The following is a 25,876-nucleotide window of genomic DNA, read 5'->3' on the forward strand; positions in this document are numbered from 1 at the left end:
CGGAAGGCAGGACGGTTGAGCCGTTGGGCAGTTGGACGACTGGCGCGGACGCGGGTCTGTGCGCCGGCCGGACGATTGAGTAGACTAGCGCGCTGACATCGCCGACGCGGGAGTGCCGCATGGAAATCAAATGGCTCGAGGACTTCGTGTCGCTCGCCAAGACGAACAGTTTCAGTCGTTCGGCCGAGTTGCGCCATGTGACGCAGCCGGCGTTCTCGCGCCGGATTCAGTCGCTCGAAGCGTGGCTTGGCAGTGAACTGATCGACCGATCGAGCTATCCCACGCGCCTCACCGCGGCCGGCGAAGTGTTCTACGAGCAGGCGCTGGCATTGCTCTCGCAAGCGCAGGAGGCGCGCGCCTTGCTGCGCGAACAGCGCTCGGCCGACCATTCGGTGCTCGATTTCGCCGTGCCGCACACGCTGTCGATGACGTTCTTCCCGCGATGGCTCAAGGCGCTGGAGAAGCGTCTGGGCCTGTTGCGCAGCCGTTTGCGTGCGCTCAACGTGCACGACGCGGCGATGTCGCTGACCGATGGAGGCTGCGATCTCCTGATGTGCTACTACCATCCGAGCCAGCCCTTGCAACTCGATGCGGCGCGCTACGAGATGATCGTGCTCGGCAGCGAGCGGTTCAGCCCCTACAGCGCCCCGACGCCGCAAAAGCGCGCCCGCTTCAAGCTGCCCGGCACGCCCGACGCGCCGGTGCCCTACCTCGCCTACACGGCGAATGCCTATCTCGGCCGGATGACCGATCTGCTCGCCGGCGACGCGTCGAGCCGGCTGCATCTGGACAAGGTGTACGAGACCGACATGGCCGAGGCGCTCAAGGCCATGGTGCTCGCCGGACACGGTGTGGCCTTTCTGCCGGAAAGCGCCGTGGTCGATTCGGTCGCGCGCGGCGAGTTGGTCGATCTCGCGCCCCCGGGCAAGGCGGCGGCCCCATGGCATCTGGACATGGAGATTCGCCTGTATCGCGACCGTCTGGCCTATACCGACGCCAGCAACCGGCGCGAGCTGACCAAGCGCGATGCGCTCGAGGCGTTCTGGCAAGCCGTGCGCGATCAGATCAAAGGCTGACCGGCGTGCGTGCCGGATCGGCGCGATGCGCGTCGATTCGCGGAATGTCGGGATAATTTCAGACGGGCGGCAAAACTATGCATGAAATGCATAGTTGCATGTTTATTCGGCATTGGATTGTTCTCGGGGGTTCTCGGTAAAGTGCCAGCCATTCGTGTCGCAAGCACGGTATGTGCGTGCGGCGCAGATTGAAGCCGGAGAATTCCATAATGTCGCAAACGTCACATATCTTGCCTTCTTACCTGCAGGCCGATGATCTCGGTCCGTGGGGCAACTACCTTCAACAGGTCGACCGCGTCACGCCTTACCTGGGCACGCTGTCGCGCTGGGTCGAAACCCTCAAGCGTCCCAAGCGCATCCTGATCGTCGACTGCCCGATCGAACTCGACAATGGCACCATCGCCCATTTCGAGGGCTATCGTGTCCAGCACAATACGTCGCGCGGCCCCGGTAAGGGCGGTGTGCGTTTTCACCAGGACGTCACGCTGTCCGAAGTCATGGCGCTGTCGGCCTGGATGTCGGTCAAGAACGCAGCGGTGAACGTGCCTTACGGCGGCGCCAAGGGCGGCATTCGTGTCGACCCGCGCAAGCTCTCGCGCGGAGAACTCGAGCGTCTGACGCGTCGTTACACCAGCGAAATCAACATCATTATCGGGCCGACGAAGGATATTCCGGCGCCGGACGTCAACACCAATGAGCAGATCATGGCGTGGATGATGGATACCTACTCGATGAACGAGGGGTCCACGGCCACCGGCGTGGTGACCGGCAAGCCGATTTCGCTGGGCGGCTCGCTGGGCCGTCGTGAAGCCACGGGCCGCGGCGTGTTCGTGGTGAGTTGCGAGGCGGCCCGCCGCCTGGGACTCGACGTGCGCGGCGCACGCGTGGTGGTACAGGGCTTCGGCAACGTGGGGGGCATTGCCGCCCGTCTGTTCCACGAGGCGGGTGCGCATGTCATCGGCGTGCAAGATCACACCGGTACGATCTACAAGTCCGACGGCCTCGACGTGCCGAACCTGCTCAAGCACGTGGCCGAAACCGGCGGCGTGGGCGGCTTCCCGGCGGCTGAGACCATCAAGGACGACGAGTTCTGGTCGCTGGACTGCGAGTTCATGATTCCGGCGGCACTCGAAAACCAGATCACCGAGAAAAACGCCGACAAGATCCGCGCGAAGATCGTGGTCGAAGGGGCCAATGGCCCGACGACGACGGCGGCCGACGACATCTTGCGCAGCAAGAACATTCTTGTCGTGCCGGACGTGGTGGCCAACGCCGGCGGCGTGACGGTCTCGTACTTCGAGTGGGTGCAGGATTTCTCGAGCTTCTTCTGGACCGAGGAAGAGATCAACCACCGTCTGGAGCGCATCATGCGCGAAGCGTTCGATGGCGTGTGGCATGTGGCGCAGGAGCATAAGGTTTCGCTGCGTACTGCCGCATTCATCGTGGCGTGTACCCGTATTCTGCAAGCCCGTGAGATGCGCGGTCTGTACCCCTGATCAGGCGGTGCTGTCCGGCTAAGTAGTAATACGCAATAATGCGTAAAACAGAATGTTCGGGGCGATTTGCGTTAAGAAAGACGTACGTTCCGAACATTCGATAATAAAAAAATGGGCAAATGCGGTGCTAAAATGCATCTGTTTTTTGCCAAGGAGACTAAAGAATGACCCTCTCGAAAATTGCATTGGCGATGTGCTGTGTTGGCTTGATGGCAGGTGCTGCCCAGGCGCAGGAAACCGGTACGCTCAAGAAAATCAAGGACACCGGCGTCATCTCGCTGGGTAACCGCGAATCCTCGATTCCGTTCTCGTTCTATGACAATAACCACAATGTCGTTGGCTATGCCAATGATGTGGCGATGGCCGTCGTGGCCGAAGTCAAGAAGGAACTCAAGCTGCCGAACCTGAAGGTCACGCAGACGCCGATCACGTCTCAGAACCGCATTCCGCTGGTTCAGAACGGCACGATCGACATGGAGTGCGGTTCGACCACGAACAACGCCGAGCGTCAGAAGCAGGCAGCGTTCTCGAACACGTTCTTCATCATCGGCACGCGTTTGCTGGCGAAGAACAGCTCGGGCATCAAGGACTTCGCCGACCTCAAGGGCAAGAACGTCGTGACCACGGCGGGCACGACCTCCGAGCGTCTGCTGCGCGAGATGAACCAGAAGGACAACATGGGCATGAACATCATCAGCGCCAAGGACCACGGAGAAGCCGCGATCACGCTGCACTCGGGCCGTGCCGTCGCGTTCATGATGGATGACGCCCTGCTCGCGGGCGAGCGCGCCAAGTTCAAGGACGCCAAGGACTACAGCATTGTCGGCAAGCCGCAATCGTATGAAGCCTACGGCTGCATGATGCGCAAGGACGATCCGGCCTTCAAGAAGCTGGTGGACAAGGCCGTTGCCGATTACCAGAAGTCGGGCCAGGCGCAGAAGGACTTCGCCAAGTGGTTCCAGCAGCCGATCGCTGCGCTGGGCGGCGTGAATATGGACTTCCCCCCGTCGGCCGAGATGGCCGCGCTGTGGAAGTCGCCGAACGACCACGCTGACGTTCAAGGCGCCAAGTAAGCCTCGCAGGCTTCACGAGTCGCCGAGCACCATCAGTGCGTAATGCCGAAGCGGAAGGAGCCAATCCTTCCGCTTCTTTTTAAGCAAGACAAGTAGAAAAGGGGAGATCATGGCTCTCGGTCTCGATTTCAGTTTTTTCTTCCAGCCTGTGGCAACGGGCGAGGGGACGACCTATTTCGGGTGGTTGCTCTCGGGCTTCAAGCTCACGCTTGAAGTTGGCCTCGGCGGCTGGATCATTGCGCTCATCGTGGGCTCCGTGCTCGGCGTGATGCGCACCATCCCCAACAAATGGATATCCGGCTTCGCGACGGCCTACGTCGAGTTGTTCCGGAACATCCCGTTGCTTATCCAGTTGTTTTTCTGGTACTACGTGGCGCCCGACTTCCTGCCGGAATCGGTTCGTACGTGGTTGTTCGCGCTTAATCCGGCGAGCGTCTCGCTGCTCACCGGCGTGATCGGCCTGGGGCTCTTTACGGCGGCCCGGGTGTGTGAGCAGGTGCGCTCCGGTATCAATTCCCTGCCCAAGGGCCAGAAGAGCGCCGGTCTGGCCATGGGGCTCACGCTCCCGCAGACGTACCGCTTCGTACTGCTGCCGGTGGCCTTCCGTGTGGTGATTCCGCCGGTCACCTCGGAATTCGTCAACATCTTCAAGAACTCGGCCGTGATCTCGACGGTGAACCTGCTCGAACTGACCGGGCAGGGCAAGCAGCTCATCGATTACACGGCGCATAGCTATGAGTCCTTCATTGCTGTGACGATCGCGTACATGATCATCAACGTCGCGGTGCTGGTGCTCATGCGCTTCATCGAAGCCAAGACCCGCCTGCCGGGCTACATCGGGGGCAAATAATGGGTGAGATCTTCGCATGGGGCGGCGCTATCGACGCGATGCCGCTGCTCGTCAAGGGCATGATCACCACGCTGCAGATCACGGTGCTCGCCGTGGTCGTGGGCATCCTCTGGGGCACGATTCTCGCGATGATGCGTCTGTCGGGCGTGACCGTGCTGAAATGGTTTGCGGATCTGTACGTGAACCTGTTCCGCTCGATTCCGCTGCTGATGGTGCTGCTGTGGTTCTTCCTGATCGTGCCGCAGGTGTTGCGTTCGGTGCTCGATGTGCCGCCGACCTGGGACATCCGGATGGTCTCGGCACTCGTCGCGTTCTCGCTGTTCGAAGCGGCGTATTATTCGGAAATCATTCGCGCGGGTATCCAGAGCGTATCGCGGGGCCAGATGTCCGCCGCCTACGCGCTGGGCATGTCGTACTGGCAGGCGATGGCGCTCGTGGTGCTGCCGCAGGCGTTCCGCAACATGGTGCCGTTGTTGCTGACCCAGGGCATCATTCTGTTCCAGGACACCTCGCTCGTATACGCGATCGCCTTGGCCGACTTCTTCGGCATGGCGTACCAGGTGGGCCAGCGTGACGGCACGTTGCCCGCAATGATTGTGTTTGCCGGAGCGGTCTACTTTGTGATCTGCTTCACGGTTTCGATGTCGGTTAAACGTCTTCAGAAGAGGTTGGCGAAATGATTACCCTTAAAAACGTCTCCAAGTGGTACGGCCAGTTCCAGGTGCTCACGGACTGCTCCACTGAAGTCAAGAAGGGTGAAGTCGTGGTGGTGTGCGGCCCGTCGGGTTCGGGCAAGTCCACGCTCATCAAGACCGTCAACGGTCTGGAGCCGATCCAGCAAGGCGAGATCATCGTCGATGGCACATCGGTCGCCGATCCGAAGACGAACCTGGCCAAGCTGCGCTCGCGCGTAGGCATGGTGTTCCAGCACTTCGAATTGTTCCCGCACCTGTCGATCACCGAAAACCTGACGCTCGCGCAGGTCAAGGTGCTCGGTCGCAGCAAGGACGCCGCCCGTGTCAAGGGCCTGAAGTTGCTGGAGCGCGTGGGCCTGACGGCGCATGCCCACAAGTTCCCGGGCCAGCTCTCGGGCGGTCAGCAGCAGCGCGTGGCCATCGCTCGCGCCCTGTGCATGGACCCGATCGCCATGCTGTTCGACGAGCCGACCTCGGCGCTCGACCCGGAAATGATCAACGAAGTGCTCGACGTGATGGTCGAATTGGCGCAGGAAGGCATGACCATGATGGTGGTTACGCACGAAATGGGCTTCGCCAAGAAGGTCGCGAACCGTGTGATCTTCATGGATCAAGGCATCATCGTCGAAGACGACAAGAAGGACGAGTTCTTCGCGAATCCGAAGTCGGACCGCGCCAAGGACTTCCTGGCCAAGATCCTGCACTGATCGTTGGTGCGGGTGGAATGAAAAAAGCGTGCCTTCGGGCACGCTTTTTTATGCTCGTCGGCGTCGTCGCGGGCTTACTGGCAGGCAGTGTTCTGCTCGTTGCGCAGACGAACGGCTTCGGGAATCGGCACGACGGTGCGCAGCGACGGCCCCCCCTTCTCGAACAGAATCAACTCACCCGGTGCGAAGGTCGTCCAGACTTCGTTGTCGGTGAGCGGTGCCGTGGCGATCACCGCCACGCGATCGGCCGGCGTCGTGAACTTGGAAAAATCGATTTCCCAGTCGGCGTCGATCAGATGCGCCTTCGTGAACGGCCACTGGCGGGCGATGAAGTGCAGCCGTGTCGAGCAGTGCGCGATCAGCGCCTGGCCGTTCGAGAGGACGAAGTTGAATACGCCGTGGCGCGTGATCGTGCGCGTAATGTCCTCGACCGCATGGAACAACTCGTCGAGTGGCGGTTGCGAACCGGGGAAGCGCTTGCGCAGGCCCTGCATGATGTCGCAGAAGGCGCGCTCGCTGTCGGTCGTCCCCACGGGCTGGTAGACGCCCGAGAGAAACGGATCGTAGTCATGCAGATCGCCGTTGTGCGCGAAGATCCAGTGGCGTCCCCATAGCTCGCGTTGGAACGGGTGGCAGTTCTCCAGCTCAACGATGCCCTGTGTCGCTTTGCGGATATGCGCGATGACGTTCTTGGACTTGATCGGGTATTTCTTCACCAGCTCGGCGATGGGCGAGTTCGCGGCGGCCTGGTGATCGATGAACAGCCGGCAGGCCTTGTCTTCGAAGAATGCAATGCCCCAGCCGTCCGCGTGGTGATCCGTACCGCCTCCACGCGCTGCGAAACCGGTAAATGAGAACGTGATGTCGGTCGGTTCCGCGCAATTCATTGCGAGCAGTTGGCACATGGGGCGGGTCAATCGAAGATGGGTTGCGCACGTCGTGTCGGAGCGCCGCAACCAGTACAATATGGGGTTGCACAAGCATAGCACTGGCCCCTGTGTACGTACATTGCCGCCCAATCGGTCCGTCGCGCCGACGCGTCACCGCGCGGCGACGGTCTCATGGGCTTGCCGTCTCCCCCAGCTCCCGGAAAACGCCCATGATCAACGAACTGACTATCACCCGCCCCGATGACTGGCACCTGCACGTGCGCGATGGCGACGTGCTCAAGAGCGTGCTGCCCGACAGCGCCCGCCAGTTCGGGCGCGCGATCATCATGCCGAACCTCAAGCCGCCGGTCACGACGACCGAACTCGCCGCCGCGTATCGCGAGCGTATTCTCGCGGCGCGCCCGGCCGGCAATGCGTTCGAGCCGCTCATGACCCTGTATCTGACCGACAACACGGCCGCCGACGAAATCCGTCGCGCGAAGGCATCGGGCTTCGTGCATGGGGTGAAGCTCTACCCCGCCGGCGCCACGACGAACTCCGACGCCGGTGTGACCGATCTGGCCAAGTGCCGCGGGGCGCTCGAAGCGATGCAGGACGTTGGCATGCCGCTGCTCGTGCACGGTGAGGTGACGAGCGCCGACATCGACATCTTCGATCGTGAAAAGGTCTTTATCGACCGCGTGATGTCGCCGCTGCGCCGCGATTTCCCGGGCCTCAAGGTGGTGTTCGAACACATCACGACCCAGGACGCCGCCGAGTATGTCGCACAGGCCGACGGCCCCATCGCCGCCACGATCACCGCGCATCACCTGCTGTACAACCGCAACGCGATCTTCACGGGCGGTATTCGTCCGCATTACTACTGCCTGCCGGTGCTCAAGCGCGAGACGCATCGCGACGCGCTCGTGAAGGCGGCTACGTCCGGCAGTCCGCGCTTCTTCCTCGGTACCGACAGTGCCCCGCACGCACGCGAAGCGAAGGAAGCCGCCTGTGGCTGCGCCGGCTGCTACACGGCGCTGCACGCGGTAGAGCTGTACGCCGAGGCGTTCGACAAGGCCGGCGCGCTCGACAAGTTCGAAGGCTTCGCCAGCTTCCACGGCCCGGATTTCTACGAACTGCCGCGCAATAGCGACAAGATCACCCTGGTGCGTGAAGACTGGGAACTGCCGGCGGCACTGCCGATGGGCGATGCGACCGTGGTGCCGTTGCGCGGCGGCGAAGTCATCGGCTGGAAGTTCAGGGGGTGAGTCCAGAGGACGCGTCGGCGCCTTTGGCGTCCACGCGGACAGGCTTGCCGGCGATCGACTGGCACGCGCCCTGGTTCGACGCGGTCGCCGAGCGGGGACGGGACGCCTTGGCGGGCGCCGACTGGCGCGAGGCGCTGTCGGCGCAAGCGGCGGCGGCCGGACAGGTGAGTGGGCGGGGGCGGGCGTTGCGATTCGTCGCCCCACAGGCGCTTCCCGCCGACACCGCCTACGAGGCCTTCATCGCGGACACAGGCGGGGTGCCGACGCGCCTTAATCTGCATGACTTCTTCAATGCGCTGATCTGGCTGGCCTATCCGCGAGGCAAGGCGGCGCTCAACGCTCGTCAGGCCGCCGCCATCGCCGTCGACGGTGTGCAAGCCACGCGCGGTGCCACGCGCGATGCCGCCACCCTCTTCGACGAAAATGCCGTCCTCTTCGCGTGTAGCGACCCTGCGCTGGGCGGGGCGCTTCGGGCGTTCGACTGGCACACGCTCTTCGTTGCACGGCGTGCCGATTGGGGGCGCGCCTGCGAGGTGCAGCCTTTCGGGCATGCGTTGCTGGAGAAGCTCGTTGCCCCGTACCCGGCAGTGACCGCGCACGCGTGGATCGTGGACGTGCCACACGCCTACTTTGACTGGACACCGAATGCGCGCCGCGCCTGGCTCGACACCCGGATCGCGCCGGGGCTCGCCAATGGGCCGCTCACGACACGTGACTTCGCCCCCTTGCCGGTGTTGGGCATCCCCGATTGGTGGCCGGCCAACCAAGACCCCGCCTATTATCGGGACACCTCGGTCTTCCGGCCTGGCCGGCGTCGGACGAGCTGAGTGTCTCGGTGGCGCGTGGGCCAGGAGGGCGGACGTTGGGCAGAGTCAGGCGCTGAAGTAGGGCAGGGGCAGGGCGGCGGAACGGCGGCGGCACGGCGGCACGCGTGGTACACTTCGGCCCGCAGAGTCGGCCAGACAATCGCCGCCTCCCTTTGGGAGGGGGAGGAAAGTCCGGACTCCACAGGGCAGGGTGATGGCTAACGGCCATCCGTCGTGAGACGCGGAACAGGGCAACAGAGAACAGACCGCCGATGGCCCCTGGCGCAAGCCAGGCGGATCAGGTAAGGGTGAAACGGTGCGGTAAGAGCGCACCGCGGCGTGCGGCAACGCACACGGCACGGTAACCTCCACCCGGAGCAATTCCAAATAGGCAGGTGAACGGCATGCGCCTCGTGCGGATGCCGGCAACGGGGCCCCCGGGAGCCTGCGGGTAGGAAGCTTGAGCGGCGCAGTGATGCGTCGCCTAGAGGAATGATTGTCAGGCGCGGCGCGAGTCGCGTTCACAGAATCCGGCTTATCGGCCGGCTCTGCATCCGAACAAAACACAAAAGGCTCCCGCTGGGAGCCTTTTGTGTTTCCAACGTCATCGTGTCGGCGAGCCATGGCCGGACCGAGCGATTCTCAGCCTTCGACGATCTCGACGCTATGGGTGATCTCCGCCGTCTTCGCGAGCATGATCGACGCCGAGCAGTACTTGTCGTGAGAGAGGGTCACCGCGCGCTCCACCGTGGCGGGGTTCAGATTGCGCCCCGTCACCGTGAAGTGGAAGTGAATCTTGGTAAAGACCTTCGGATCTTCGCTGGCCCGCTCGGCCTTGAGCGTGACGTTGCAATCCTTCACTTCGGCCCGGCTCTTCTTGAGAATCAGCACGACGTCGTACGCCGTACATCCGCCCGTGCCAACCAACAGCATTTCCATCGGACGCGGCGCCTGATTGTGACCGCCACCCTCTGGGGCACCGTCCATCGCGACGATGTGTCCGCTTCCCGTCTGGGCGACGAAAGCCATACCGTCCTGGCCCATCCAACTCACCTTGCATTCCATATTCCGAAACCCCGATATCCCGTTCAAGCGAAAATTGTAACGGCTTCCGCTAAGGCGCGTACGACGCTCAACGCGACCTTGGGATGCCGACCTGGGCAGCACGGGTTGCTGCGTCGCAATATTGGCGCTTTTTTGATCGTGGTTTCAGGCGGATAAACCCTAAAGTTAGATGTTGGACTCTACTGGCCGCGTTGTTACGTAAGGTTTTTTGATGGTAACCATTTGATTTTAATGTAGATAATTGTCAGTCCCTCATCTTCCGGCCATTCCGCATTATGGTTGTTGATTTCGCACTATAAATTTTCTTGCATCGCACCATCGGGTTTGCTAGACTGCAGTCATTGGTTGTTGTGCTTCACAGCAATTCTGCCAGTGTCTCCTCCACCCTCCTCCTTTGGTGGATTTAACCCGGACCCATGAGGTTCGGGTTTTTTTTTGTGCGTCGGGAAACGCTGTTTACCGACGAGTGGTTTTTTCTGTATAATCAACGGCTTTTCCGGAAATGCCCACGGAAGATACATCAGGGAGAGCCTGCAAGCACAGGACTGCGCCATGCGATGCAAATCGCGAGGACGCGGCCGGCAGACAAGCAGGAAGTTGATGTTAATTGGGCAAATGTATTTTATTTGGATCGATCATGAAGACGTTTTCCGCTAAGCCGGCAGAGGTGACGCGCGAATGGTTTGTGATTGACGCGACGGACAAAGTCCTCGGCCGTGTCGCCAGCGAAGTGGCACGCCGTCTGCGCGGCAAACACAAACCGGAATTCACGCCGCACGTTGACACGGGTGATTACATCATCATCGTCAATGCTGCCAAGCTGAAAGTTACGGGCGCAAAGCAAACCGACAAGAAGTACTACCGTCACACGGGTTACCCGGGCGGTATCTACGAAACCACGTTTGGCAAAATGCAAGAGCGTTTCCCGGGCCGTGCGCTCGAGAAGGCCGTGAAGGGCATGCTGCCGAAGGGTCCGCTGGGCTACGCGATGATCAAGAAGCTGAAGGTTTACGCCGACGGTAACCATCCGCACGAAGCGCAGCAACCGAAGTCGCTCGAGATCTAAGGGCCACGCCATGTTCAAAAACGATTGGAATTACGGCACCGGCCGTCGCAAAAGCGCTGTTGCTCGCGTCTTCATCAAGGCTGGCAAGGGCGACATCGTCGTCAACGGCAAGCCGATCAAAGAGTACTTCGCTCGCGAAACGTCGCTGATGATCGTTCGTCAGCCGCTCGAGTTGACCAACCACGCTGAAACGTTCGACATCAAGGTCAACGTGTCCGGCGGCGGTGAAACGGGTCAGGCCGGTGCGGTTCGTCACGGGATCACCCGCGCACTGATCGACTACGACGCGACGCTCAAGCCGACGCTGTCGACCGCTGGCTTCGTCACGCGCGACGCCCGTGAAGTCGAACGTAAGAAGGTGGGTCTGCACAAGGCTCGCCGTCGCAAGCAATTCTCGAAGCGTTAATCGCCCGAGTGCTTGTTCGCATCGGCCTCTGGCGGATGCAAGGAAAGGCCGCCTCGTGCGGCCTTTTTTCTATTGTGCGTCGCCTTTGGCGCGTGTGACTTGCGCAGGTGTCAGGCGCGTTGCCGTCCCACACGTGTCGTGGAAGCTTGATAGAATCGCGGTTCCGATTGAAAGGGGTAGGACATGGTCAAGGTAGGTATCGTAGGCGGCACCGGCTACACCGGTGTGGAGCTGCTCCGTTTGCTGGCACAGCACCCGGAAGTGAAGTTGACGGCGATCACCTCGCGCAAGGAAGCGGGTACGCCGGTCGCCGATATGTATCCGAACCTGCGAGGCCGTGTCGACCTGGCGTTCTGCACGCCCGACGACGCCCGCCTGACCGATTGCGATGTGGTGTTCTTCGCCACGCCGCACGGCGTGGCCATGGCGCAAGCGCGTGAGCTGCTCGCCGCCGGTGTGCGCGTGATCGATCTGGCGGCGGATTTCCGCCTGAAAGATATCGCCACGTTCGAAAAGTGGTACGGCATGCCCCACGCTTGCCCCGACATTCTCGAAGAAGCCGTCTACGGCCTGCCCGAAATCAACCGCGACAAGATCAAGAGCGCCCGCGTCATCGGTCTGCCGGGCTGCTACCCCACGTCCGTGCAACTAGGCTATGCGCCGCTGTTTGCCGGTGGTCGCAAGCTGGTCGACCCCAAGCACCTGATCGCCGATGCCAAGTCAGGGGCGAGCGGTGCGGGTCGCAAGGGTGAGACGTCGCTGATTCTCGCGGAGTCGGCCGACAACTTCAAGGCTTACGCCGTGAAGGGCCATCGTCATCACCCGGAAATCAAGCAGGGTCTCGAGGCGATCGCGGGCTACGACGTGGGCCTGACGTTCGTGCCGCACCTGCTGCCCACGATTCGCGGCATCCACTCGACGCTTTACGCGACGATCCTGCCCGAAGCGCGCGACACCGATTTCCAGGCGCTGTTCGAGACGTATTACGCCGGCGAGCCGTTCGTGGACGTGCTGCCGGCCGGCTCGATGCCGGAAACGCGCTGGGTGCGCGCATCGAACTATGTCCGTATGGCGGTGCATCGTCCGGGCAATGAAGATACGCTGGTGATCCTCGTCGTCGAGGACAATCTGGTCAAGGGTGCGTCCGGTCAGGGCGTGCAGTGTATGAACCTGATGTTCGGCTTGCCGGAGAACATGGGGCTGACCCATATTCCCGTACTGCCGTAACGGTATTTATGGTCTCTAAGCCCTTGATTTTTCTGCCGTCGGCACAATCTGGGAATAGAGACTAGAATGGTACCGAACCGATTTTTGGAGATTTGCGATGAACGCACCGCTTGAGGCCGCCGTCACGGAAATGCCCGCTTTCCTGGTCTTTACCGACAGCGCCGCGGACAAGGTCAAGCAACTGATCGACGAGGAAGGCAACGCCGAGCTGAAACTGCGCGTTTTCGTGCAGGGCGGCGGTTGCTCCGGCTTTCAGTATGGTTTCACCTTCGATGAAGACGTCAACGAAGACGATACCGTGCTCGACAAGAACGGCGTGTCGCTGCTGATCGACTCGATGAGCTATCAATACCTCGTCGGCGCCGAGATTGACTATAAGGAAGACATCAACGGCGCGCAGTTCGTGATCAAGAACCCGAACGCTTCCACGACTTGTGGCTGCGGTTCTTCGTTCTCGGTCTGAGCCGCACGAAATCCGTATCTGGATGCAGTACGAGACAGGGCCCGCAAGGGCCCTTTCTTATTGCTCCGTCGATTTCCTGGTGCGATGGGTGTGCCTGGCTCAGTGCGGATAGATCGCGCCGAGAATGCGAGGGCCGTGCGCGCCGGTGACGGATGCAAGATTCCCCGGTTGCCTGACCAGGCAACGTTGCGCGAGCCAGGCGAAGGCGCGGGCCTCGACTTGATGCGGCGGTACGCCGAGCGCCTCGGTCGTCGCGACGGTCACACCCGGCAAACGCGCCGCGATGGCTTGCATGAGTGCACGATTGCGCGTTCCGCCGCCGCAGGCGTAAAACCCTTTGCAGTCGGGCGCGTAACGCAACACGTCGTCGGCGACACACTGCGCGGTCAGCGCGACGAGCGTGGCCTGGACATCCACCGGCGACACGCCCGGAGCGGCCGCCAGTCGGGCATCCAGCCAGTTCGCGTGGAACAGGTCGCGACCGGTGCTCTTCGGCGGTGTCTGACGGAAGTAAGGCTCGCTCAACAACGTGCCCAGCAAGGCCTCGTCGACGTGTCCGCTGGCGCCCCAGGCGCCTGCGTCGTCATACGAGGTTCCGAGATGACGGGCGGCCCAGCCATCGAGCAGTGCATTGCCCGGGCCGCAGTCAAAGCCGCAGACGGGCTGGCCGGATGCGGCCGCCGGCAGAATCGTCACATTGCTGATGCCGCCGAGATTGCAGACGACGCGCGTTTGCCCGGCATCCGAAAACACCGCCTGATGGTAGGCGGGCACAAGCGGTGCGCCCTGGCCGCCGGCGGCGACATCCCGGCTGCGAATGTCTGCGACGACATCGATGCCGGTCAATTCCGCGAGCAGTGCGGGCGCGTTGAGTTGGCGCGTATAACCGATTCCATCGAACTCGCCCGGACGGTGGCGGATCGTCTGCCCATGGGCGCCGATGGCAGCGATAGCGGACGCCGGCAATCCGGCCGCCGTGAGCAGCTCGCGCACGCAGTCCGCATAGACGCTTACCAATGCGTTCGCCGCCAGCGCTTCCCGGTGCAGCTCGTTTTCCGAGGGCGCTTGCAACACCATCAACGTTTCACGCAGATCGCCCGGAAAAGGGAGATAGGCTTCTGCGAGCACCTGCCCGCTGCCTGACGCGACAAGCACACCGTCGACACCGTCGAGACTGGTGCCGGACATCAGGCCGATGAAATGGGAGGGGGATGCTGGGGCGTCGAGGTGGCGAGCGGTGTCGGTCATGGGCGGAGCGGGGGCCGGAGAAATCGAATCCGCACCGGGAGGGCGCGCAGGTGAGTCACCTATCGCCCCGCACAGTGCGGTCTCCAGCATACCTCAATCGCGCTCGGCGACCTGCACGGTGCGCATCAGATCGATGCGCTTGAGAAGGTTCTCGGCGTACATGTCGAATAGCTTCAGGCGCGGACCCGAGAGCGGCGCGACCGCCGCCACGTCCGTTGAGAACGGGTTGAGCGGCACACCCTTGAAGCGCAGTTCATAGTGCAGGTGCGGGCCGGTGGCCCAGCCCGTCTGCCCGACGAAGCCGATAACCTGGCCTTGGGTGACACGCGTACCGGGCTTCATGCCTTGGCCGAAGCCGGACAGGTGGGCGTAACGCGTCTGGTAATTGCCTGAGTGATCGATCTCGACCAGATTGCCGTAACCGTTTTGCTTTCCGACGAACTTGACCACGCCGTCGCCGGCTGCAAACACGCGCGTGCCGATAGGCGCTGCGAGATCCACGCCTTCGTGCTGCTTCCACTTGTGCTGGAACGGATGCTCGCGACCGCCGAAGGCCGACGAAATCCGCGAAAATTCGACCGGCGTGCGCAGGAAAGCCTGCTTCAGATTGCGACCGTCAAAGCCGTAGTACGCGCCCTCGGGCGCGCCCTTCGGATCGGCGTACCAGATGGCCTGGTGCGTCTTGCCCTGATTGATGAACTCGATCGCCAGCACACGGCCAGTGCGCACGGTGCGATCCTGCTGCTTGATCACCTCGTACACGAGGCGGAAGCGGTCGCCGCGGCGAACGTCACGCTGGAAGTTGATCACCCCGGAGAAGATGTTCACCATCTGCGCGACGACCGCATCGGGCACGCCCGCATCGTCCATCGCCGTGAAGAAATTGCCCGCGATGGCACCGGAGCGCATGGCCCATTCGGTATCGTTGGCAAGCTGCTCCATACGGGCGCGCAGGCGACCGCCGTCGTTGCGATCGATCACCAGTTGCTGGGCCGCAGTGCTGCCGTTGGACAACACGGTGGAGAGCGAGACGAGCTTGCCGTCGTCGTCGGTCTCGGCCTGCACGACATTCCCTGGAGGCACGCCGATCAGGCGACGAGCGACGGCGTTCTCACGAATGAACCGCTCGGCCGCGGGGTCCTGGATCGACAACCGCGAGAGCATGTCGCCCAGGGTTTCGCCGCGGCGCAGGGCCACTTGATGAATAAAGGTCTGGGATTGCGCGTCGAGCTGCTGAATCTGTTTGGCCAGGTCGGGGAAGGTGAGCGGCAATGTCACGCTCACACCGTTGCGGGCCGCGTCGGGCACCATCGGTGCCACGCCGAAAGCGGTCACCATTCCCAACGTCAGGGCAGAACCGACCGTTGCCACGATTTGCACCTTCCTGCGACGGTGCTTGGGCTGCGTGGGATCGATCAGCGTCAGCAGTTCACGCGCAAAAAAATCACGGAGTTTTGGCCACATCACGTAAAATTCTGCGCAACTTACAAAAAAAGCCCGGGCGGAGCGGCACGCTTCGAGATTGCCTGTCGGAATTCCGGGGCAACCCGGCGTCGCTTCGGCCCGAGCCGAGAATTGAGCCGCGATTATAGCAGAGCTACCGCGGCCTTCGCCTTTACTGACTGCTCAAGGGAAACCCTGAACCAGTCTGGACAATGATGTTATGACAAGTGAACACGCACTCACCTCGGAAAAGAAGTATCCCGTGACCGACGCCGCGCGGGCCGCACTGGCGATCGCCAAGCGCGGTTGCGACGAGCTGCTCGTGGAAGAGGAGTTCCTCCAGAAGCTGGCGCGCAGTGAAGCGACCGGCAAGCCGCTGCGCATCAAGCTGGGACTGGACCCGACGGCGCCCGACATCCACATCGGCCACACCGTGGTGCTCAACAAGATGCGCCAGTTGCAGGATCTGGGGCACACGGTCATCTTCCTGATCGGCGATTTCACGTCACTGATCGGTGATCCGTCGGGCCGTAACAGCACGCGTCCGCCGCTCACCCGCGAGCAGATCGAGTCGAACGCCAAGACCTATTTCGAGCAGGCCGCGCTGGTGCTCGACCGTAACAAGACCGAAATTCGCTACAACAGCGAATGGTCGATGAAGCTGGGCGCGGACGGCATGATCAAGCTCGCGTCGCGCTACACCATGGCGCGCATGCTCGAGCGCGAGGACTTCACCAAGCGTTTCCAGGGCGGCGTGCCGATCGCCATCCACGAATTCCTGTATCCGCTCATGCAAGGCTACGACTCGGTGGCCCTGGAGTCGGATCTGGAACTCGGCGGGACCGACCAGAAGTTCAACCTGCTCGTGGGCCGCGAATTGCAGAAGCAATACGGCCAGGAGCCGCAGTGCATTCTGACGATGCCGCTGCTGGAAGGACTGGACGGCGTTGAGAAGATGTCGAAGTCCAAGGCCAATTACGTGGGCATCAGCGAGAAGCCGAGCGAGATGTTCGGCAAGCTCATGAGTATCTCGGACGATCTGATGTGGCGTTACTACGAGCTGCTCTCGTTCCGTACGCTCGACGAGATCGCCCAATTGCACAAGGACGTCGAAGGCGGGCGCAATCCGCGCGACGTGAAGGTGCTGCTCGCGCAGGAGATCGTGGCGCGCTTCCACTCGCAAGCCGATGCCGAGCGCGCGCTCGAGGATTTCAACGCGCGCGCCAAGGGCGGTGTGCCGGACGACATTCCGGAAGTTTCCCTTGAAGGCGCGCCGCTGGGGATCGCTCAGCTCCTCAAGCAGGCGGGCTTGGTGCCGTCGACGTCGGAAGCCAACCGCAACATCGAGCAGGGCGGCGTGCGGATCGACGGCGAGGCCGTGTCCGACAAGGGCGCGAAGATCGACGCCGGCACCTATGTCGTGCAGGTCGGCAAGCGCCGCTTCGCGCGCGTGACGCTCGCTTGAGCGTCGCCGCCCGATCGCCGCTGATGTGGCGCCTGCAGGCGCGGGTCAGCCGATGATCGCGCTCATCCAGCGGGTGCTCGAAGCCGCCGTGACGGTCGATGGCCGCACGGTGGGCGCCATCGGTCCGGGCCTGCTCGCCCTCGTGTGCGCCGAGCGCGGCGACACCGAAGCGAGCGCGGACAAGCTGCTCGCTAAGCTGCTCGGCTATCGCGTGTTCTCGGACGAGGCGGGCAAGATGAACCGCAGCGTGTCGAGCCTCGACGGCAACGGCGCGGCTGGCGGCTTGCTGCTCGTCTCGCAGTTCACGCTGGCGGCCGACACCCACAGCGGTACCCGGCCGAGCTTCACCCCGGCGGCCAGTCCGGCCGACGGCAAGCGGCTCTTCGATCATTTCGTGACGCAGGCGCGTGCGCGCCATCCGATCGTGGAAACGGGCGAATTCGGCGCTTACATGCGCGTCTCGCTCGTGAACGACGGACCGGTCACGTTCTGGCTTCAGACGCGTCCCGACGCCGGTTGACGTTCGGGGTGGGCGGCGTGTGCTGCCGATACCGCGCGTTATCTGCGCCGCCGGCCGCATCCGCCCAGGGCCTATCCCGAAAATTGCTCGGAATCGTCCGGTTGTGGGGGATGGCCCGCACGCGATTCGCATCGGTGTGATACCGTCGTCGAGTTCCGAAACGACAATGCTTGGGAGAAACCGATGAAAGTCTGGAGTGACTCGTTTGCCGACAATGCGGCGATAGATGAACAGTTCGCCTTCGGCAAACCGGATGCACAGGCGCACGTGGCGCTGTCGCAGAACAAGAATCCCCATTTGGCGTGGTCCGATGCGCCGGCCGGTACCCGTTCGTTTGTCGTGATCTGCACCGATAGCGACGTACCGAGCCAGGGCGACGACGTCAACCAGGAAGGTCGCGAAGTGCCGGCGACGCTGCCGCGCGTCGATTTCTATCATTGGGTGCTCGTGGACGTGCCGGCGTCGGTGTCCGAGATCCCGGCGGCCAGCCATAGCAACCACGTTACGCCGCGCGGCAAGTTCGGCCCGGACGCGCTCGACGGCATGCGTCACGGCGTCAACGACTACACCGCCTGGTTTGCGGGCGACGAGGGCATGCGCGGCGATTACTACGGCTACGATGGCCCGTGCCCGCCGTGGAATGACACGATCGTGCACCACTACCACTTCACCGTGTACGCGCTCGATATCGCCCGTGTGCCGCTCGACGGCCGTTTCGGGGGCGACGACGTGCTCGCGGCGATTCAGCCACACGTGCTTGGGCAGGCGCGCGTGACCGGCACCTACACGCTCAATCCGGCGCTGGCCTGACTGCGCGCCGTTTGCCTCCGCTCGCTTTGACTCACGCCACACGTAACAAGCAATCGCATCGATGACCGGCATGACCACGACCCTGACTTTGATTCGCCACGGTGAGACTGACTGGAACCGCGCCAAACGGATTCAAGGCCACACCGATATCCCGCTCTCGACCGAGGGCGAGCATCAGGCGGTCTTGTTGGGACAGCGTATCGAACGCGAGGTGGCGGCGCGCGGGCGCGTTTTCGACCACGTGCTTACGAGCGATTTGCAGCGAGCGGTGCAGACGGCGGAACCCGTCGCGCGCGCGTGCGGTTTGCCGCTGGTGCGCACCGCGAGTTTGCGGGAGCGTCACTACGGGGTCTTCGAAACCCGTGTGCCGGACGAGATCCAGGCGGAATTTCCGCAAGACTATGCGCGTTGGCAGAGCCGCGATCCCGATTTCGTGATTCCCGGCGGCGAGTCCACGCGAGGTTTCTACACGCGTATCACCGAGTCCGTCGCGCAACTGCTGCACGACTATGCGGGCAAGCATCTGGCGCTGGTGGCGCATGGCGGCGTGCTCGATTGCTGCTATCGGCTCGCAACGCGGCTTGCATTGACCGAGCCGCGAGCCTATCCGCTGCTCAATGCGAGCGTGAACCGCCTGGCCTACGATGGCCAGCGCTGGCAAGTGCTGTGTTGGGGGGATGTCGCGCATCTGGACGCCGCCGTGCGAGACGAAAGCAACGACAGGCCGGAGGGCGCTGCCGCCATGGATCGCGTCGATCCGCGCGTGGTGTGACAGGCTGGCCGGTCGGGTCAGCACGTCGGGGCGTGTAAGGCCGCTAAGTCACCTAAGTCCGCTAAGTCTGCCAAATCCGCTAAGGGCCGTGACGCAGACGTGCCTAGCGTTCCAGCGATGACTGCACGACGACAACATCGGGCGTCGCCAATGCGCGACGTCGCGCGCGGTGCGCCACGCTGTTGCGCATCGACCATCGGGCGACCTGCGCCATGTGACGCACTGCGGGCCGCACCGTCAGGCGACGTACCGTCGCCCCTTCCCCGAAGCCGAGCATCGCCTGCGACCAGTCGGGCAGCAAATCGATGCCTGCGCGAAACAACACGCCGCTGAACAGGCGCGCGCCTGTGAACGGCGCGGGCAGATTGCGCAACACACGCACGACTTCGTCGGTGCGCTCGCTCGCGCACAAGGCCGGGCGCATGGCCGCGAGATAGTCGTCGATCTGCGCGACACTCGTCGGCACGTCGCGAGCGCCGAGCGCCACCGCAATGCGCGCGACTTCCGCGTAATAACGATCCTGCTCGCTTCGGGCGAACGCCGGATCCTTGTAGACGAGATAGCTGCGCAGGAAGCTCGACGTCTCGGCCACATGCACCCACGTCAGCAGATCCGGATCGTAAGCGGCGTAGGGGCGCCCGTCGGGGGCGACGCCCTTGACCTGCAGGTGGATGCGTCGCACCCGCTCAAGCAGCGCCTGCGCGTCGGCGGTATTGCCGAACGTCGTGCCGCCGATGAATGTGGCCGTGCGGCGCAGACGGCCGATCACGTCCTGTCGGAAGGTCGAGTGATCCCAGACGCCGGCCATCGCGAGCGGGTGCAACGACTGCATCAGCAGCGCGCTGATGCCGCCGATCATCATCGACGTGAAGTCTCCATGCACATGCCAGCAGGCGGCGTCCGGGCCGAACAGGCCGGGGTCGCCAGCCGGGGTGTCGTAGTTCAGTCGTGGAGCGCCGGGGCCTGAGGTCAGGCTCACCAGCCGCATCGCAATGGCGTGCCGCACACGTCCCGACACGCCCACGACCGGCCCGGCAGGCCGCAAGGGCGTTGCCGGAGGTGGTGTCGGGAGGTCGTCGTGCGAGGACATGCGAGGTTCAGTGTGGCGATGTCAAAGCGGCAGGTTTCACTTGCCGGTGGCGTCGGGCGACCAGAGCGAGCTGCTGTCCGGCGCACTGCCAGGGGCGGCCAGTCCGAAGTGACGATACGCGGCAAGTGTCGCGACGCGCCCGCGAGGTGTGCGTTGCAGGAAGCCCTGCTGGATCAGGTACGGCTCGATCACGTCTTCGATGGTGTCGCGCTCTTCGCCGATGGCGGCGGCGAGGTTGTCCACGCCCACGGGGCCGCCGTCGAACTTGTGGAGCACGGCTTCGAGCAGCTTGCGGTCCATCACGTCGAGGCCGACCGAATCGACGTCGAGCATCGAGAGCGCGGCGTCGGCCACGGCGGCGGTAATGCGCCCGTCGGCCTTCACTTCGGCGTAGTCGCGCACACGCCGCAGCAACCGGTTGGCGATACGCGGCGTGCCGCGCGCGCGGCGGGCGATCTCAAAAGCGCCGTCGTCGACGATGGCCGCGCCCAGCAGGCCGGCCGAGCGGCGTACGATGCCGGTCAGTTCTTCGGCCGTGTAGAACTCCAGACGCGCCACGATCCCGAAGCGGTCGCGCAGCGGATTCGTCAGCATGCCGGCGCGCGTGGTCGCTCCCACGAGCGTGAACGGTTGCAGATCGAGCTTGACGCTGCGCGCCGCAGGGCCTTCGCCGATCATGATGTCGATCTGGTAATCCTCGAGCGCCGGATACAGGATTTCCTCGACGACGGGCGAAAGCCGGTGGATTTCGTCGATGAACAGCACGTCGTTGGCTTCGAGATTGGTCAGCAGCGCGGCGAGGTCGCCCGGGCGCTCGAGCACGGGCCCCGACGTCTGGCGCAAATGCACGCCCATTTCGCGGGCGATGATGTGGGCGAGCGTCGTCTTGCCCAGGCCCGGCGGCCCGAACAGCAGCACGTGGTCGAGCGGTTCCGAGCGCTTGCGCGCGGCCTCGATGAAGATCTCCAACTGGCCGCGCACCTTGCGCTGACCGACATATTCGTCGAGCAGCTTGGGACGCAGCGCGCGCTCGAAGGCTTCTTCGTTAGGCGAGGCCGGGGTCGGCGCAATGATGCGCTCGGCGGCGAGTTTGTCGGTTTCGATCATGGCTGCATTGTAGCGCTTCGGACGTCGCTTGCCGGCGTGAGGCAGCACGGTATGCCGCGACGTACGACGATGACCGTGATGGCAACCGCCACGGCAAGCGCACGCGTAAGGGCAACCGCAACCGCAACGGCGGTGGTGCCGCTCAGCCGACCAGACGACCGCGCCGCACGCGCAGGCCCTTGGCCGCAAGGGTCGGGGCGACGCCGGCCAGTGCCGAGTACGTCTCGCCGCTGTGCGCATGGCAGATGGCGACGCCCAGCGCGTCGGCCGCATCCTTGCCGGGGGTTCCGGTGAGCGTGAGCAGACGGGTGACCATCTCCTGGACCTGCTCCTTTCGGGCGCGTCCGTAGCCGACCACCGCTTGCTTGAGCTGCATCGGCGTGTATTCGAAGACCTCGAGCCCGCCGACCGACAGCGCTGTGATCGCCGCGCCGCGCGCTTGTCCAAGCAGAAGCGTGGATTGCGGATTGACGTTGACGAACACCTTCTCGATGGCCGCCTGATCGGGCCGATAGGTGTCGACCAGTTCCGCCACGCTCTCGAAGATGATGCGCAGCCGCGCGGGCAGTGTGCCTTCGCCGGTGCGTATGACGCCGCTCGTCACGTACTGCAGACGGTTGCCGTGCTTTTCGAGCACGCCGAAGCCAGTGACACGCAGCCCGGGGTCGATGCCAAGAATTCTCATGCGGGGGCCAATGATCGGAAAACCGACCGATGCGGGGCGAAGACGCCAATATGGCCCGTATTCTGGCACAGCCGCGCGAGGGCGTCGCTCAAGGTGTGTTTCATCGGGTGAGACGCGATGACGCTGCACCCCAGCGGATGACAACCCGGTGCGCGATAACGCCGCGGGCCGCGTCGCGTCGATTTGTCGCGGTGCCCGAGCCTGAATGCGCGGGACGTTGCCCTTCGCGGCGCGACGGATTGTTGTACATTGTTTGCTGTTCAAAATATTCGACGGCCTGCGTGCGGGCCGCCCGTCCCCGATGCTCTGGATCAAAGCGCTCCATATCGTTTTCGTCGCCTCGTGGTTCGCCGGCCTGTTCTACCTGCCGCGCATCTTCGTCAACCTCGCGATGGAGAGCGATCCCGCTGCCACGCAGCGCCTGCTGCTCATGGCCCGCAAGCTCTATCGCTTCATGACGATACTGGCGGTGCCCGCGCTCGCTTTCGGACTGATCCTCTGGCTGTACTACGGGATCGGACGCTACGGCGGCTGGTTGCACGCCAAGCTGCTCATCGTGGTGTTGCTGCTGGGGTACCACCATGCGTGCGGCCGTCTGCTGCGCAAATTCGAAACCGGTCGCAACACACATTCGCATCGCTGGTATCGCTATTTCAACGAATTTCCGGTGCTGGCGCTGCTCGCGGCGGTGATCCTCGTGGTCGTCAAGCCGTTCTGACGCGCCGGATCATTTTTCACCCACGTCGTCGCACATCGCCAGCACTGGCCACCGCACCATCGCGCGCCCACCCGCGCCCACCACCAATACCCGAGAGGAGTCTGCCGTGAGTCTGACCTGCGATTATTTCGTGGCGCCGCCGTCGCCCTATGTCTACATGGGGCAGGCCCGCTTTGTCGAACTGGCACGTCGCTACGACGTGCAGATCCAGTTGAAGCCGATGGATATCGGGCGCATCTTCGCCGGCATCTTCGCCGGCTCGGGCGCCCTGCCGCTGGCCAAGCGTGCGCCGCAGCGCCAAGCGTATCGTCTGGTCGAGCTGGCGCGCTGGTCCCGCTATCTCGGCGTGCCACTCAACCTGGAACCGAAGTACTTTCCGGTGGCGGGCGATCCGGCGGCGCGTTTGATCGTCGCCGCGCAGCTCGCGCATGGCACGGACAAGGCGCTCGCGCTGACGGCGGCCATTTCGACGGCGCTGTGGGCCGAGGAGCGCAACATCGCCGACGAGGCAACGTTGCAGGCGATCGCCGACAGCCTGTCGCTCGACGGCGCATCGCTGCTCGCGGCGTCGAAGACGGCCGGCGTGCAGGCGGCCTACGACGCCAACACCGACGACGCCGAACGCGCCGGCGTCTTCGGCGCGCCGTGGTTCGTGTTCGACGGCCAGCCCTACTGGGGCCAGGACCGCCTCGATTTTCTCGAACGGGCTTTTGCCGACGCTCAGGGCACTCGGCGCTGATCCGGCATACCGAACGTGTCGTCCGGTGCCCGCGGGTGCGGGTAGCGGCAACCTCCCAAGGAGTGAAGAGGATGAGTCTTCCGGAAGTGGTGCTGTACAAGAGCGTGCCGCCAGATGTGCGCGCGCGGTTGGCCGAAACCTTTACGCTGACGGAATTCGACGGGGTGAACGACGGCAATCGCGCGGCATTCCTGGCGGCGTTGGGCCGCGCCGAGGGCGCCATCGGCGGGGGCATGAACGTCACGCCCGCATTGCTGGACGCCGCACCCAGGCTCAAGGCCTGGGCCACCATTTCCGTGGGCTACGATCAATTCGACGTGGCCGATCTCACGCGTCGCGGCATCGTGCTGATGAATACCCCCGATGTGCTGACGGAAACCACGGCGGATACCGTCTTCGCCCTGATTCTGTCGAGTGCCCGGCGCGTCGTCGAACTGGCCGAACTGGTGAAGTCGGGCGGTTGGACGGCGAGTCTCGACGAGGCACATTTCGGTACCGACGTGCAAGGCAAGACGCTTGGCATCGTCGGCATGGGCCGCATCGGCGGCGCGGTCGCGCGTCGTGCCGCGCTCGGCTTCGGCATGAAGGTGTTGTACAGCAACCGTTCGCGCAACGAGGCTGCGGAGCAGGCCTACGGCGCTCGGCACCGGGCACTTCCGGCGTTGCTGGCCGAAGCCGACTTTGTCGTGACGCTCGTACCGCTATCGCCGGCGACGGAACGGTTGATCGGAGCGAACGAATTCGCGCAGATGAAGCCGGGCGCCATTTTCATCAACGCGGCGCGCGGCAAGGTGATCGACGAGGCGGCGCTGATCGATGCGCTGGCGTCGGGCCATCTGCGTGGGGCGGGCCTCGACGTGTTCGAGCGCGAGCCGGTGTCGGTCGATTCGCCGCTGCTGAAGATGAAGCAAGTGGTCGCGCTGCCGCATATCGGTTCGGCAACACACGAGACGCGCCATGCCATGGCCGCGTGCGCGGCGGACAACCTCGTTGCTGCGCTGACCGGCAAGCCATTACAGAACGCCGTCAATCCGCAGGCACAGCAGCGCTGAGCGCGGCATAGGCGCTGACCTTAAGCGATGCGAAATGACGAGGGTGAGGCGATAGCCGTGGCTATCGCCCTTCGTTCGTCGTCCGGCGGCGATTGATGACTTCCTTCGCGCGGGCGAGTTGGGCGGGCAGGCGATCGCCCAGGCGCAGCGCCATGCCCACGGCGAGCACGTCGCCAATGGCGAGATGCGCGATACGCGAGGTCAGTGGCGAGTAGACGTCGGTGTCTTCGTCGACATCGGCGAAGAGCGCGACGCTCGCCTGCCGCGCCAGTGGCGAGTTGCTGTGCGTGATTGCAATCACGCTCGCGCCCGCCGTTCGCGCCAACTGGACGGCTTCAAGCAGATCCTGCGTGCGCCCGGTGTTGGAGATTGCCACCACCACATCCCCTTGTCGCAGCAGCGCGGCCGACATTCCGTAGACATGCGGGTCGCTATATGCCACGGCGGGCACCCCGAGCCGGAAGAACTTGTGCTGCATGTCCTGTGCGGCAATCCCCGACGCCCCCGCGCCATAGAACTCGATGCGCCGTGCCCCGGCAAGCAGCTCGATGGCTTGCCCGATACTGTCGGGCGAGAGATTGTTGCGAACCTGCATGAGACTGCCGATGGTGCGGTCGAGCACCTTGCTGGCGATGCCCGGCACCGGTTCGTCGGGGCGGACGTCGCGGTGTACGAACGGCACCCCTTGCGCGATGCCCTGCGCCAGCCGGATCTTGAACTCCCGATAGCCGCTGCAACCCACCGCCTGACAGAACCGGGCGATTGTCGGTTGGCTGACGCTGGCGCGTTCGGCGAGTTCGTTCATCGACAGATCGACGACTTCGCGCGGCGCATCCAGCACATAGGTCGCGAGCTTGCGCTCGGACGGGCGCAATTGGGTCAGCGTGGCTTTGATTCGGTTCAGCATGGCAGGCGTCGACAAAAGCAGGCGCCCACTATAGCACCCGCAGGTCCCGGCGCCGCAGTGCGGGCGCGGATCGGCACGTGTGCATGTTGCGGCGAGAATGTACAAAAACTACAGGAAATCAGCATTTCATATTATGGGGTTATGTTTCTTGATGCGGTAAAATTCGACGTAACTATTGGATAACACTAGGGACAAGCCCGGATGCCGATGTCTTTCGATTGATGCGATGTAGAATTTCTACTAAACTCCGCTC

27 protein-coding genes and 1 other RNA gene are annotated in these 25,876 nt (G+C 63.4%); 20 read left to right on the forward strand and 8 right to left on the reverse strand.

Annotated elements, in window-relative coordinates:
* Positions 1–119: 119 nt before the first annotated feature.
* From A985_RS0122500 to A985_RS0122530, 6 genes are all read left to right on the forward strand, one after another.
* On the forward strand, positions 120–1,076 hold the full coding sequence (locus tag A985_RS0122500; RefSeq protein ID WP_017235636.1) for a LysR family transcriptional regulator: 957 nt from the start codon (positions 120–122) through the stop codon (positions 1,074–1,076).
* A 209-nt stretch (positions 1,077–1,285) separates the two neighbouring features.
* Positions 1,286–2,572, forward strand: coding sequence for a Glu/Leu/Phe/Val dehydrogenase (locus A985_RS0122505; RefSeq protein ID WP_017235637.1), 1,287 nt, complete (start codon positions 1,286–1,288; stop codon positions 2,570–2,572).
* Positions 2,573–2,736: 164 nt separating this feature from the next.
* The gene (locus A985_RS0122510) at positions 2,737–3,645 is read left to right on the forward strand and encodes a glutamate/aspartate ABC transporter substrate-binding protein (RefSeq protein ID WP_017235638.1); all 909 of its coding nucleotides are present in this window, start codon (positions 2,737–2,739) and stop codon (positions 3,643–3,645) included.
* Positions 3,646–3,754: 109 nt separating this feature from the next.
* Entirely contained in the window at positions 3,755–4,495 is a 741-nt protein-coding gene (locus A985_RS0122520; protein ID WP_017235640.1) for an amino acid ABC transporter permease, read from the forward strand.
* On the forward strand, positions 4,495–5,175 hold the full coding sequence (gltK, locus tag A985_RS0122525) for a glutamate/aspartate ABC transporter permease GltK (RefSeq protein ID WP_017235641.1): 681 nt from the start codon (positions 4,495–4,497) through the stop codon (positions 5,173–5,175). The genes A985_RS0122520 and gltK overlap by 1 nt, the downstream gene beginning before the upstream one ends.
* Positions 5,172–5,897 carry an amino acid ABC transporter ATP-binding protein gene (locus A985_RS0122530; RefSeq protein WP_017235642.1) on the forward strand — a complete coding sequence of 242 codons (726 nt, stop codon included), beginning with the start codon at positions 5,172–5,174 and terminating at the stop codon, positions 5,895–5,897. The genes gltK and A985_RS0122530 overlap by 4 nt, the downstream gene beginning before the upstream one ends.
* A 74-nt stretch (positions 5,898–5,971) precedes the next feature.
* Here the strand turns inward: A985_RS0122530 and A985_RS0122535 are convergent, their stop codons facing one another.
* Complete coding sequence (locus A985_RS0122535; RefSeq protein WP_017235643.1) at positions 5,972–6,802, reverse strand: class II glutamine amidotransferase; 831 nt, start codon at positions 6,800–6,802, stop codon at positions 5,972–5,974.
* Positions 6,803–6,996: 194 nt separating this feature from the next.
* Between A985_RS0122535 and pyrC the strand changes: the two genes are divergently transcribed.
* From pyrC to rnpB, 3 genes are all read left to right on the forward strand, one after another.
* A complete protein-coding gene (gene pyrC, locus A985_RS0122540; protein WP_017235644.1) occupies positions 6,997–8,034 on the forward strand; it encodes a dihydroorotase in 1,038 nt (345 codons plus the stop codon).
* A gap of 44 nt (positions 8,035–8,078) precedes the next feature.
* Complete coding sequence (locus A985_RS0122545) at positions 8,079–8,861, forward strand: DUF3025 domain-containing protein (RefSeq protein WP_017235645.1); 783 nt, start codon at positions 8,079–8,081, stop codon at positions 8,859–8,861.
* A 123-nt stretch (positions 8,862–8,984) separates the two neighbouring features.
* Positions 8,985–9,394: RNase P RNA component class A (gene rnpB, locus A985_RS27255), an RNA gene on the forward strand.
* A gap of 88 nt (positions 9,395–9,482) precedes the next feature.
* Here rnpB and A985_RS0122550 read toward each other — a convergent pair.
* Complete coding sequence (locus A985_RS0122550; RefSeq protein ID WP_026132304.1) at positions 9,483–9,905, reverse strand: OsmC family protein; 423 nt, start codon at positions 9,903–9,905, stop codon at positions 9,483–9,485.
* 637 nt (positions 9,906–10,542) lie between these two features.
* Here A985_RS0122550 and rplM point away from each other — a divergent pair.
* The 4 genes from rplM to erpA all read left to right on the forward strand — a co-directional run bounded on the left by rplM (position 10,543) and on the right by erpA (position 13,067).
* Complete coding sequence (rplM, locus tag A985_RS0122555) at positions 10,543–10,971, forward strand: 50S ribosomal protein L13 (protein WP_010805091.1); 429 nt, start codon at positions 10,543–10,545, stop codon at positions 10,969–10,971.
* Positions 10,972–10,981: 10 nt separating this feature from the next.
* The gene (rpsI, locus tag A985_RS0122560) at positions 10,982–11,377 is read left to right on the forward strand and encodes a 30S ribosomal protein S9 (protein WP_010805092.1); all 396 of its coding nucleotides are present in this window, start codon (positions 10,982–10,984) and stop codon (positions 11,375–11,377) included.
* Positions 11,378–11,560: 183 nt separating this feature from the next.
* The gene (gene argC, locus A985_RS0122565) at positions 11,561–12,604 is read left to right on the forward strand and encodes an N-acetyl-gamma-glutamyl-phosphate reductase (protein ID WP_017235648.1); all 1,044 of its coding nucleotides are present in this window, start codon (positions 11,561–11,563) and stop codon (positions 12,602–12,604) included.
* Between the two features lie 97 nt (positions 12,605–12,701).
* On the forward strand, positions 12,702–13,067 hold the full coding sequence (gene erpA, locus A985_RS0122570; RefSeq protein ID WP_017235649.1) for an iron-sulfur cluster insertion protein ErpA: 366 nt from the start codon (positions 12,702–12,704) through the stop codon (positions 13,065–13,067).
* Between the two features lie 99 nt (positions 13,068–13,166).
* Here the strand turns inward: erpA and A985_RS0122575 are convergent, their stop codons facing one another.
* Both A985_RS0122575 and A985_RS0122580 read right to left on the reverse strand, forming a co-directional pair.
* The gene (locus A985_RS0122575) at positions 13,167–14,315 is read right to left on the reverse strand and encodes an anhydro-N-acetylmuramic acid kinase (protein WP_017235650.1); all 1,149 of its coding nucleotides are present in this window, start codon (positions 14,313–14,315) and stop codon (positions 13,167–13,169) included.
* 93 nt (positions 14,316–14,408) lie between these two features.
* Positions 14,409–15,779, reverse strand: coding sequence for a M23 family metallopeptidase (locus tag A985_RS0122580; protein ID WP_017235651.1), 1,371 nt, complete (start codon positions 15,777–15,779; stop codon positions 14,409–14,411).
* 199 nt (positions 15,780–15,978) lie between these two features.
* On the opposite strand from A985_RS0122580, the gene tyrS reads away from it, so the two are divergent.
* The 4 genes from tyrS (at position 15,979) to A985_RS26700 (ending at position 19,325) form a co-directional block, all read left to right on the forward strand.
* Entirely contained in the window at positions 15,979–17,223 is a 1,245-nt protein-coding gene (tyrS, locus tag A985_RS0122585; RefSeq protein WP_017235652.1) for a tyrosine--tRNA ligase, read from the forward strand.
* Positions 17,224–17,275: 52 nt separating this feature from the next.
* A complete protein-coding gene (gene dtd / locus A985_RS0122590) occupies positions 17,276–17,743 on the forward strand; it encodes a D-aminoacyl-tRNA deacylase (RefSeq protein ID WP_017235653.1) in 468 nt (155 codons plus the stop codon).
* A gap of 183 nt (positions 17,744–17,926) precedes the next feature.
* Positions 17,927–18,553, forward strand: a complete 627-nt coding sequence (locus A985_RS0122595) for a YbhB/YbcL family Raf kinase inhibitor-like protein (RefSeq protein WP_017235654.1) — start codon at positions 17,927–17,929, stop codon at positions 18,551–18,553.
* Between the two features lie 70 nt (positions 18,554–18,623).
* Positions 18,624–19,325 carry a histidine phosphatase family protein gene (locus A985_RS26700; RefSeq protein WP_051060347.1) on the forward strand — a complete coding sequence of 234 codons (702 nt, stop codon included), beginning with the start codon at positions 18,624–18,626 and terminating at the stop codon, positions 19,323–19,325.
* A 103-nt stretch (positions 19,326–19,428) separates the two neighbouring features.
* On the opposite strand, the gene A985_RS0122605 is transcribed toward A985_RS26700, so the two are convergent.
* The 3 genes from A985_RS0122605 to ruvC form a co-directional block, all read right to left on the reverse strand.
* A complete protein-coding gene (locus A985_RS0122605; protein ID WP_083902410.1) occupies positions 19,429–20,415 on the reverse strand; it encodes an oxygenase MpaB family protein in 987 nt (328 codons plus the stop codon).
* Positions 20,416–20,451: 36 nt separating this feature from the next.
* Positions 20,452–21,522, reverse strand: a complete 1,071-nt coding sequence (ruvB, locus tag A985_RS0122610) for a Holliday junction branch migration DNA helicase RuvB (protein ID WP_026132306.1) — start codon at positions 21,520–21,522, stop codon at positions 20,452–20,454.
* A gap of 142 nt (positions 21,523–21,664) precedes the next feature.
* Positions 21,665–22,207 carry a crossover junction endodeoxyribonuclease RuvC gene (gene ruvC, locus A985_RS0122615; RefSeq protein WP_017235658.1) on the reverse strand — a complete coding sequence of 181 codons (543 nt, stop codon included), beginning with the start codon at positions 22,205–22,207 and terminating at the stop codon, positions 21,665–21,667.
* A gap of 301 nt (positions 22,208–22,508) precedes the next feature.
* On the opposite strand from ruvC, the gene A985_RS0122620 reads away from it, so the two are divergent.
* From A985_RS0122620 to A985_RS0122630, 3 genes are all read left to right on the forward strand, one after another.
* On the forward strand, positions 22,509–22,925 hold the full coding sequence (locus tag A985_RS0122620; protein WP_026132307.1) for a CopD family protein: 417 nt from the start codon (positions 22,509–22,511) through the stop codon (positions 22,923–22,925).
* Positions 22,926–23,031: 106 nt separating this feature from the next.
* Complete coding sequence (locus A985_RS0122625) at positions 23,032–23,664, forward strand: 2-hydroxychromene-2-carboxylate isomerase (RefSeq protein WP_017235660.1); 633 nt, start codon at positions 23,032–23,034, stop codon at positions 23,662–23,664.
* A gap of 71 nt (positions 23,665–23,735) precedes the next feature.
* Positions 23,736–24,716, forward strand: coding sequence for a bifunctional glyoxylate/hydroxypyruvate reductase B (locus A985_RS0122630; protein WP_017235661.1), 981 nt, complete (start codon positions 23,736–23,738; stop codon positions 24,714–24,716).
* Positions 24,717–24,777: 61 nt separating this feature from the next.
* On the opposite strand, the gene A985_RS0122635 is transcribed toward A985_RS0122630, so the two are convergent.
* Positions 24,778–25,623, reverse strand: coding sequence for a MurR/RpiR family transcriptional regulator (locus tag A985_RS0122635; RefSeq protein ID WP_017235662.1), 846 nt, complete (start codon positions 25,621–25,623; stop codon positions 24,778–24,780).
* Between the last annotated feature and the right edge of the window lie 253 nt (positions 25,624–25,876).

This window comes from Pandoraea sp. B-6 (genome assembly GCF_000282835.1).
Taxonomy (GTDB): Bacteria; Pseudomonadota; Gammaproteobacteria; order Burkholderiales; family Burkholderiaceae; genus Pandoraea; species Pandoraea cepalis.

What these genes read in the sequence shown, in the direction of transcription:
- A985_RS26700 (WP_051060347.1), top strand. Translation starts at nt 18,624, where the DNA reads ATGACCACGACCCTGACTTTGATTCGCCACGGTGAGACTGACTGGAAC.
- A985_RS0122635 (WP_017235662.1), bottom strand. Translation starts at nt 25,623, where the DNA reads ATGCTGAACCGAATCAAAGCCACGCTGACCCAATTGCGCCCGTCCGAG.
- pyrC (WP_017235644.1), top strand. Translation starts at nt 6,997, where the DNA reads ATGATCAACGAACTGACTATCACCCGCCCCGATGACTGGCACCTGCAC.
- A985_RS0122535 (WP_017235643.1), bottom strand. Translation starts at nt 6,802, where the DNA reads ATGTGCCAACTGCTCGCAATGAATTGCGCGGAACCGACCGACATCACG.
- A985_RS0122605 (WP_083902410.1), bottom strand. Translation starts at nt 20,415, where the DNA reads ATGTCCTCGCACGACGACCTCCCGACACCACCTCCGGCAACGCCCTTG.
- A985_RS0122510 (WP_017235638.1), top strand. Translation starts at nt 2,737, where the DNA reads ATGACCCTCTCGAAAATTGCATTGGCGATGTGCTGTGTTGGCTTGATG.
- rpsI (WP_010805092.1), top strand. Translation starts at nt 10,982, where the DNA reads ATGTTCAAAAACGATTGGAATTACGGCACCGGCCGTCGCAAAAGCGCT.
- A985_RS0122620 (WP_026132307.1), top strand. Translation starts at nt 22,509, where the DNA reads ATGCTCTGGATCAAAGCGCTCCATATCGTTTTCGTCGCCTCGTGGTTC.
- A985_RS0122520 (WP_017235640.1), top strand. Translation starts at nt 3,755, where the DNA reads ATGGCTCTCGGTCTCGATTTCAGTTTTTTCTTCCAGCCTGTGGCAACG.
- A985_RS0122500 (WP_017235636.1), top strand. Translation starts at nt 120, where the DNA reads ATGGAAATCAAATGGCTCGAGGACTTCGTGTCGCTCGCCAAGACGAAC.
- argC (WP_017235648.1), top strand. Translation starts at nt 11,561, where the DNA reads ATGGTCAAGGTAGGTATCGTAGGCGGCACCGGCTACACCGGTGTGGAG.
- tyrS (WP_017235652.1), top strand. Translation starts at nt 15,979, where the DNA reads ATGACAAGTGAACACGCACTCACCTCGGAAAAGAAGTATCCCGTGACC.
- A985_RS0122550 (WP_026132304.1), bottom strand. Translation starts at nt 9,905, where the DNA reads ATGGAATGCAAGGTGAGTTGGATGGGCCAGGACGGTATGGCTTTCGTC.
- ruvB (WP_026132306.1), bottom strand. Translation starts at nt 21,522, where the DNA reads ATGATCGAAACCGACAAACTCGCCGCCGAGCGCATCATTGCGCCGACC.
- A985_RS0122595 (WP_017235654.1), top strand. Translation starts at nt 17,927, where the DNA reads ATGAAAGTCTGGAGTGACTCGTTTGCCGACAATGCGGCGATAGATGAA.
- A985_RS0122505 (WP_017235637.1), top strand. Translation starts at nt 1,286, where the DNA reads ATGTCGCAAACGTCACATATCTTGCCTTCTTACCTGCAGGCCGATGAT.
- A985_RS0122530 (WP_017235642.1), top strand. Translation starts at nt 5,172, where the DNA reads ATGATTACCCTTAAAAACGTCTCCAAGTGGTACGGCCAGTTCCAGGTG.
- A985_RS0122630 (WP_017235661.1), top strand. Translation starts at nt 23,736, where the DNA reads ATGAGTCTTCCGGAAGTGGTGCTGTACAAGAGCGTGCCGCCAGATGTG.
- A985_RS0122575 (WP_017235650.1), bottom strand. Translation starts at nt 14,315, where the DNA reads ATGACCGACACCGCTCGCCACCTCGACGCCCCAGCATCCCCCTCCCAT.
- erpA (WP_017235649.1), top strand. Translation starts at nt 12,702, where the DNA reads ATGAACGCACCGCTTGAGGCCGCCGTCACGGAAATGCCCGCTTTCCTG.
- rplM (WP_010805091.1), top strand. Translation starts at nt 10,543, where the DNA reads ATGAAGACGTTTTCCGCTAAGCCGGCAGAGGTGACGCGCGAATGGTTT.
- A985_RS0122580 (WP_017235651.1), bottom strand. Translation starts at nt 15,779, where the DNA reads ATGTGGCCAAAACTCCGTGATTTTTTTGCGCGTGAACTGCTGACGCTG.
- ruvC (WP_017235658.1), bottom strand. Translation starts at nt 22,207, where the DNA reads ATGAGAATTCTTGGCATCGACCCCGGGCTGCGTGTCACTGGCTTCGGC.
- gltK (WP_017235641.1), top strand. Translation starts at nt 4,495, where the DNA reads ATGGGTGAGATCTTCGCATGGGGCGGCGCTATCGACGCGATGCCGCTG.
- dtd (WP_017235653.1), top strand. Translation starts at nt 17,276, where the DNA reads ATGATCGCGCTCATCCAGCGGGTGCTCGAAGCCGCCGTGACGGTCGAT.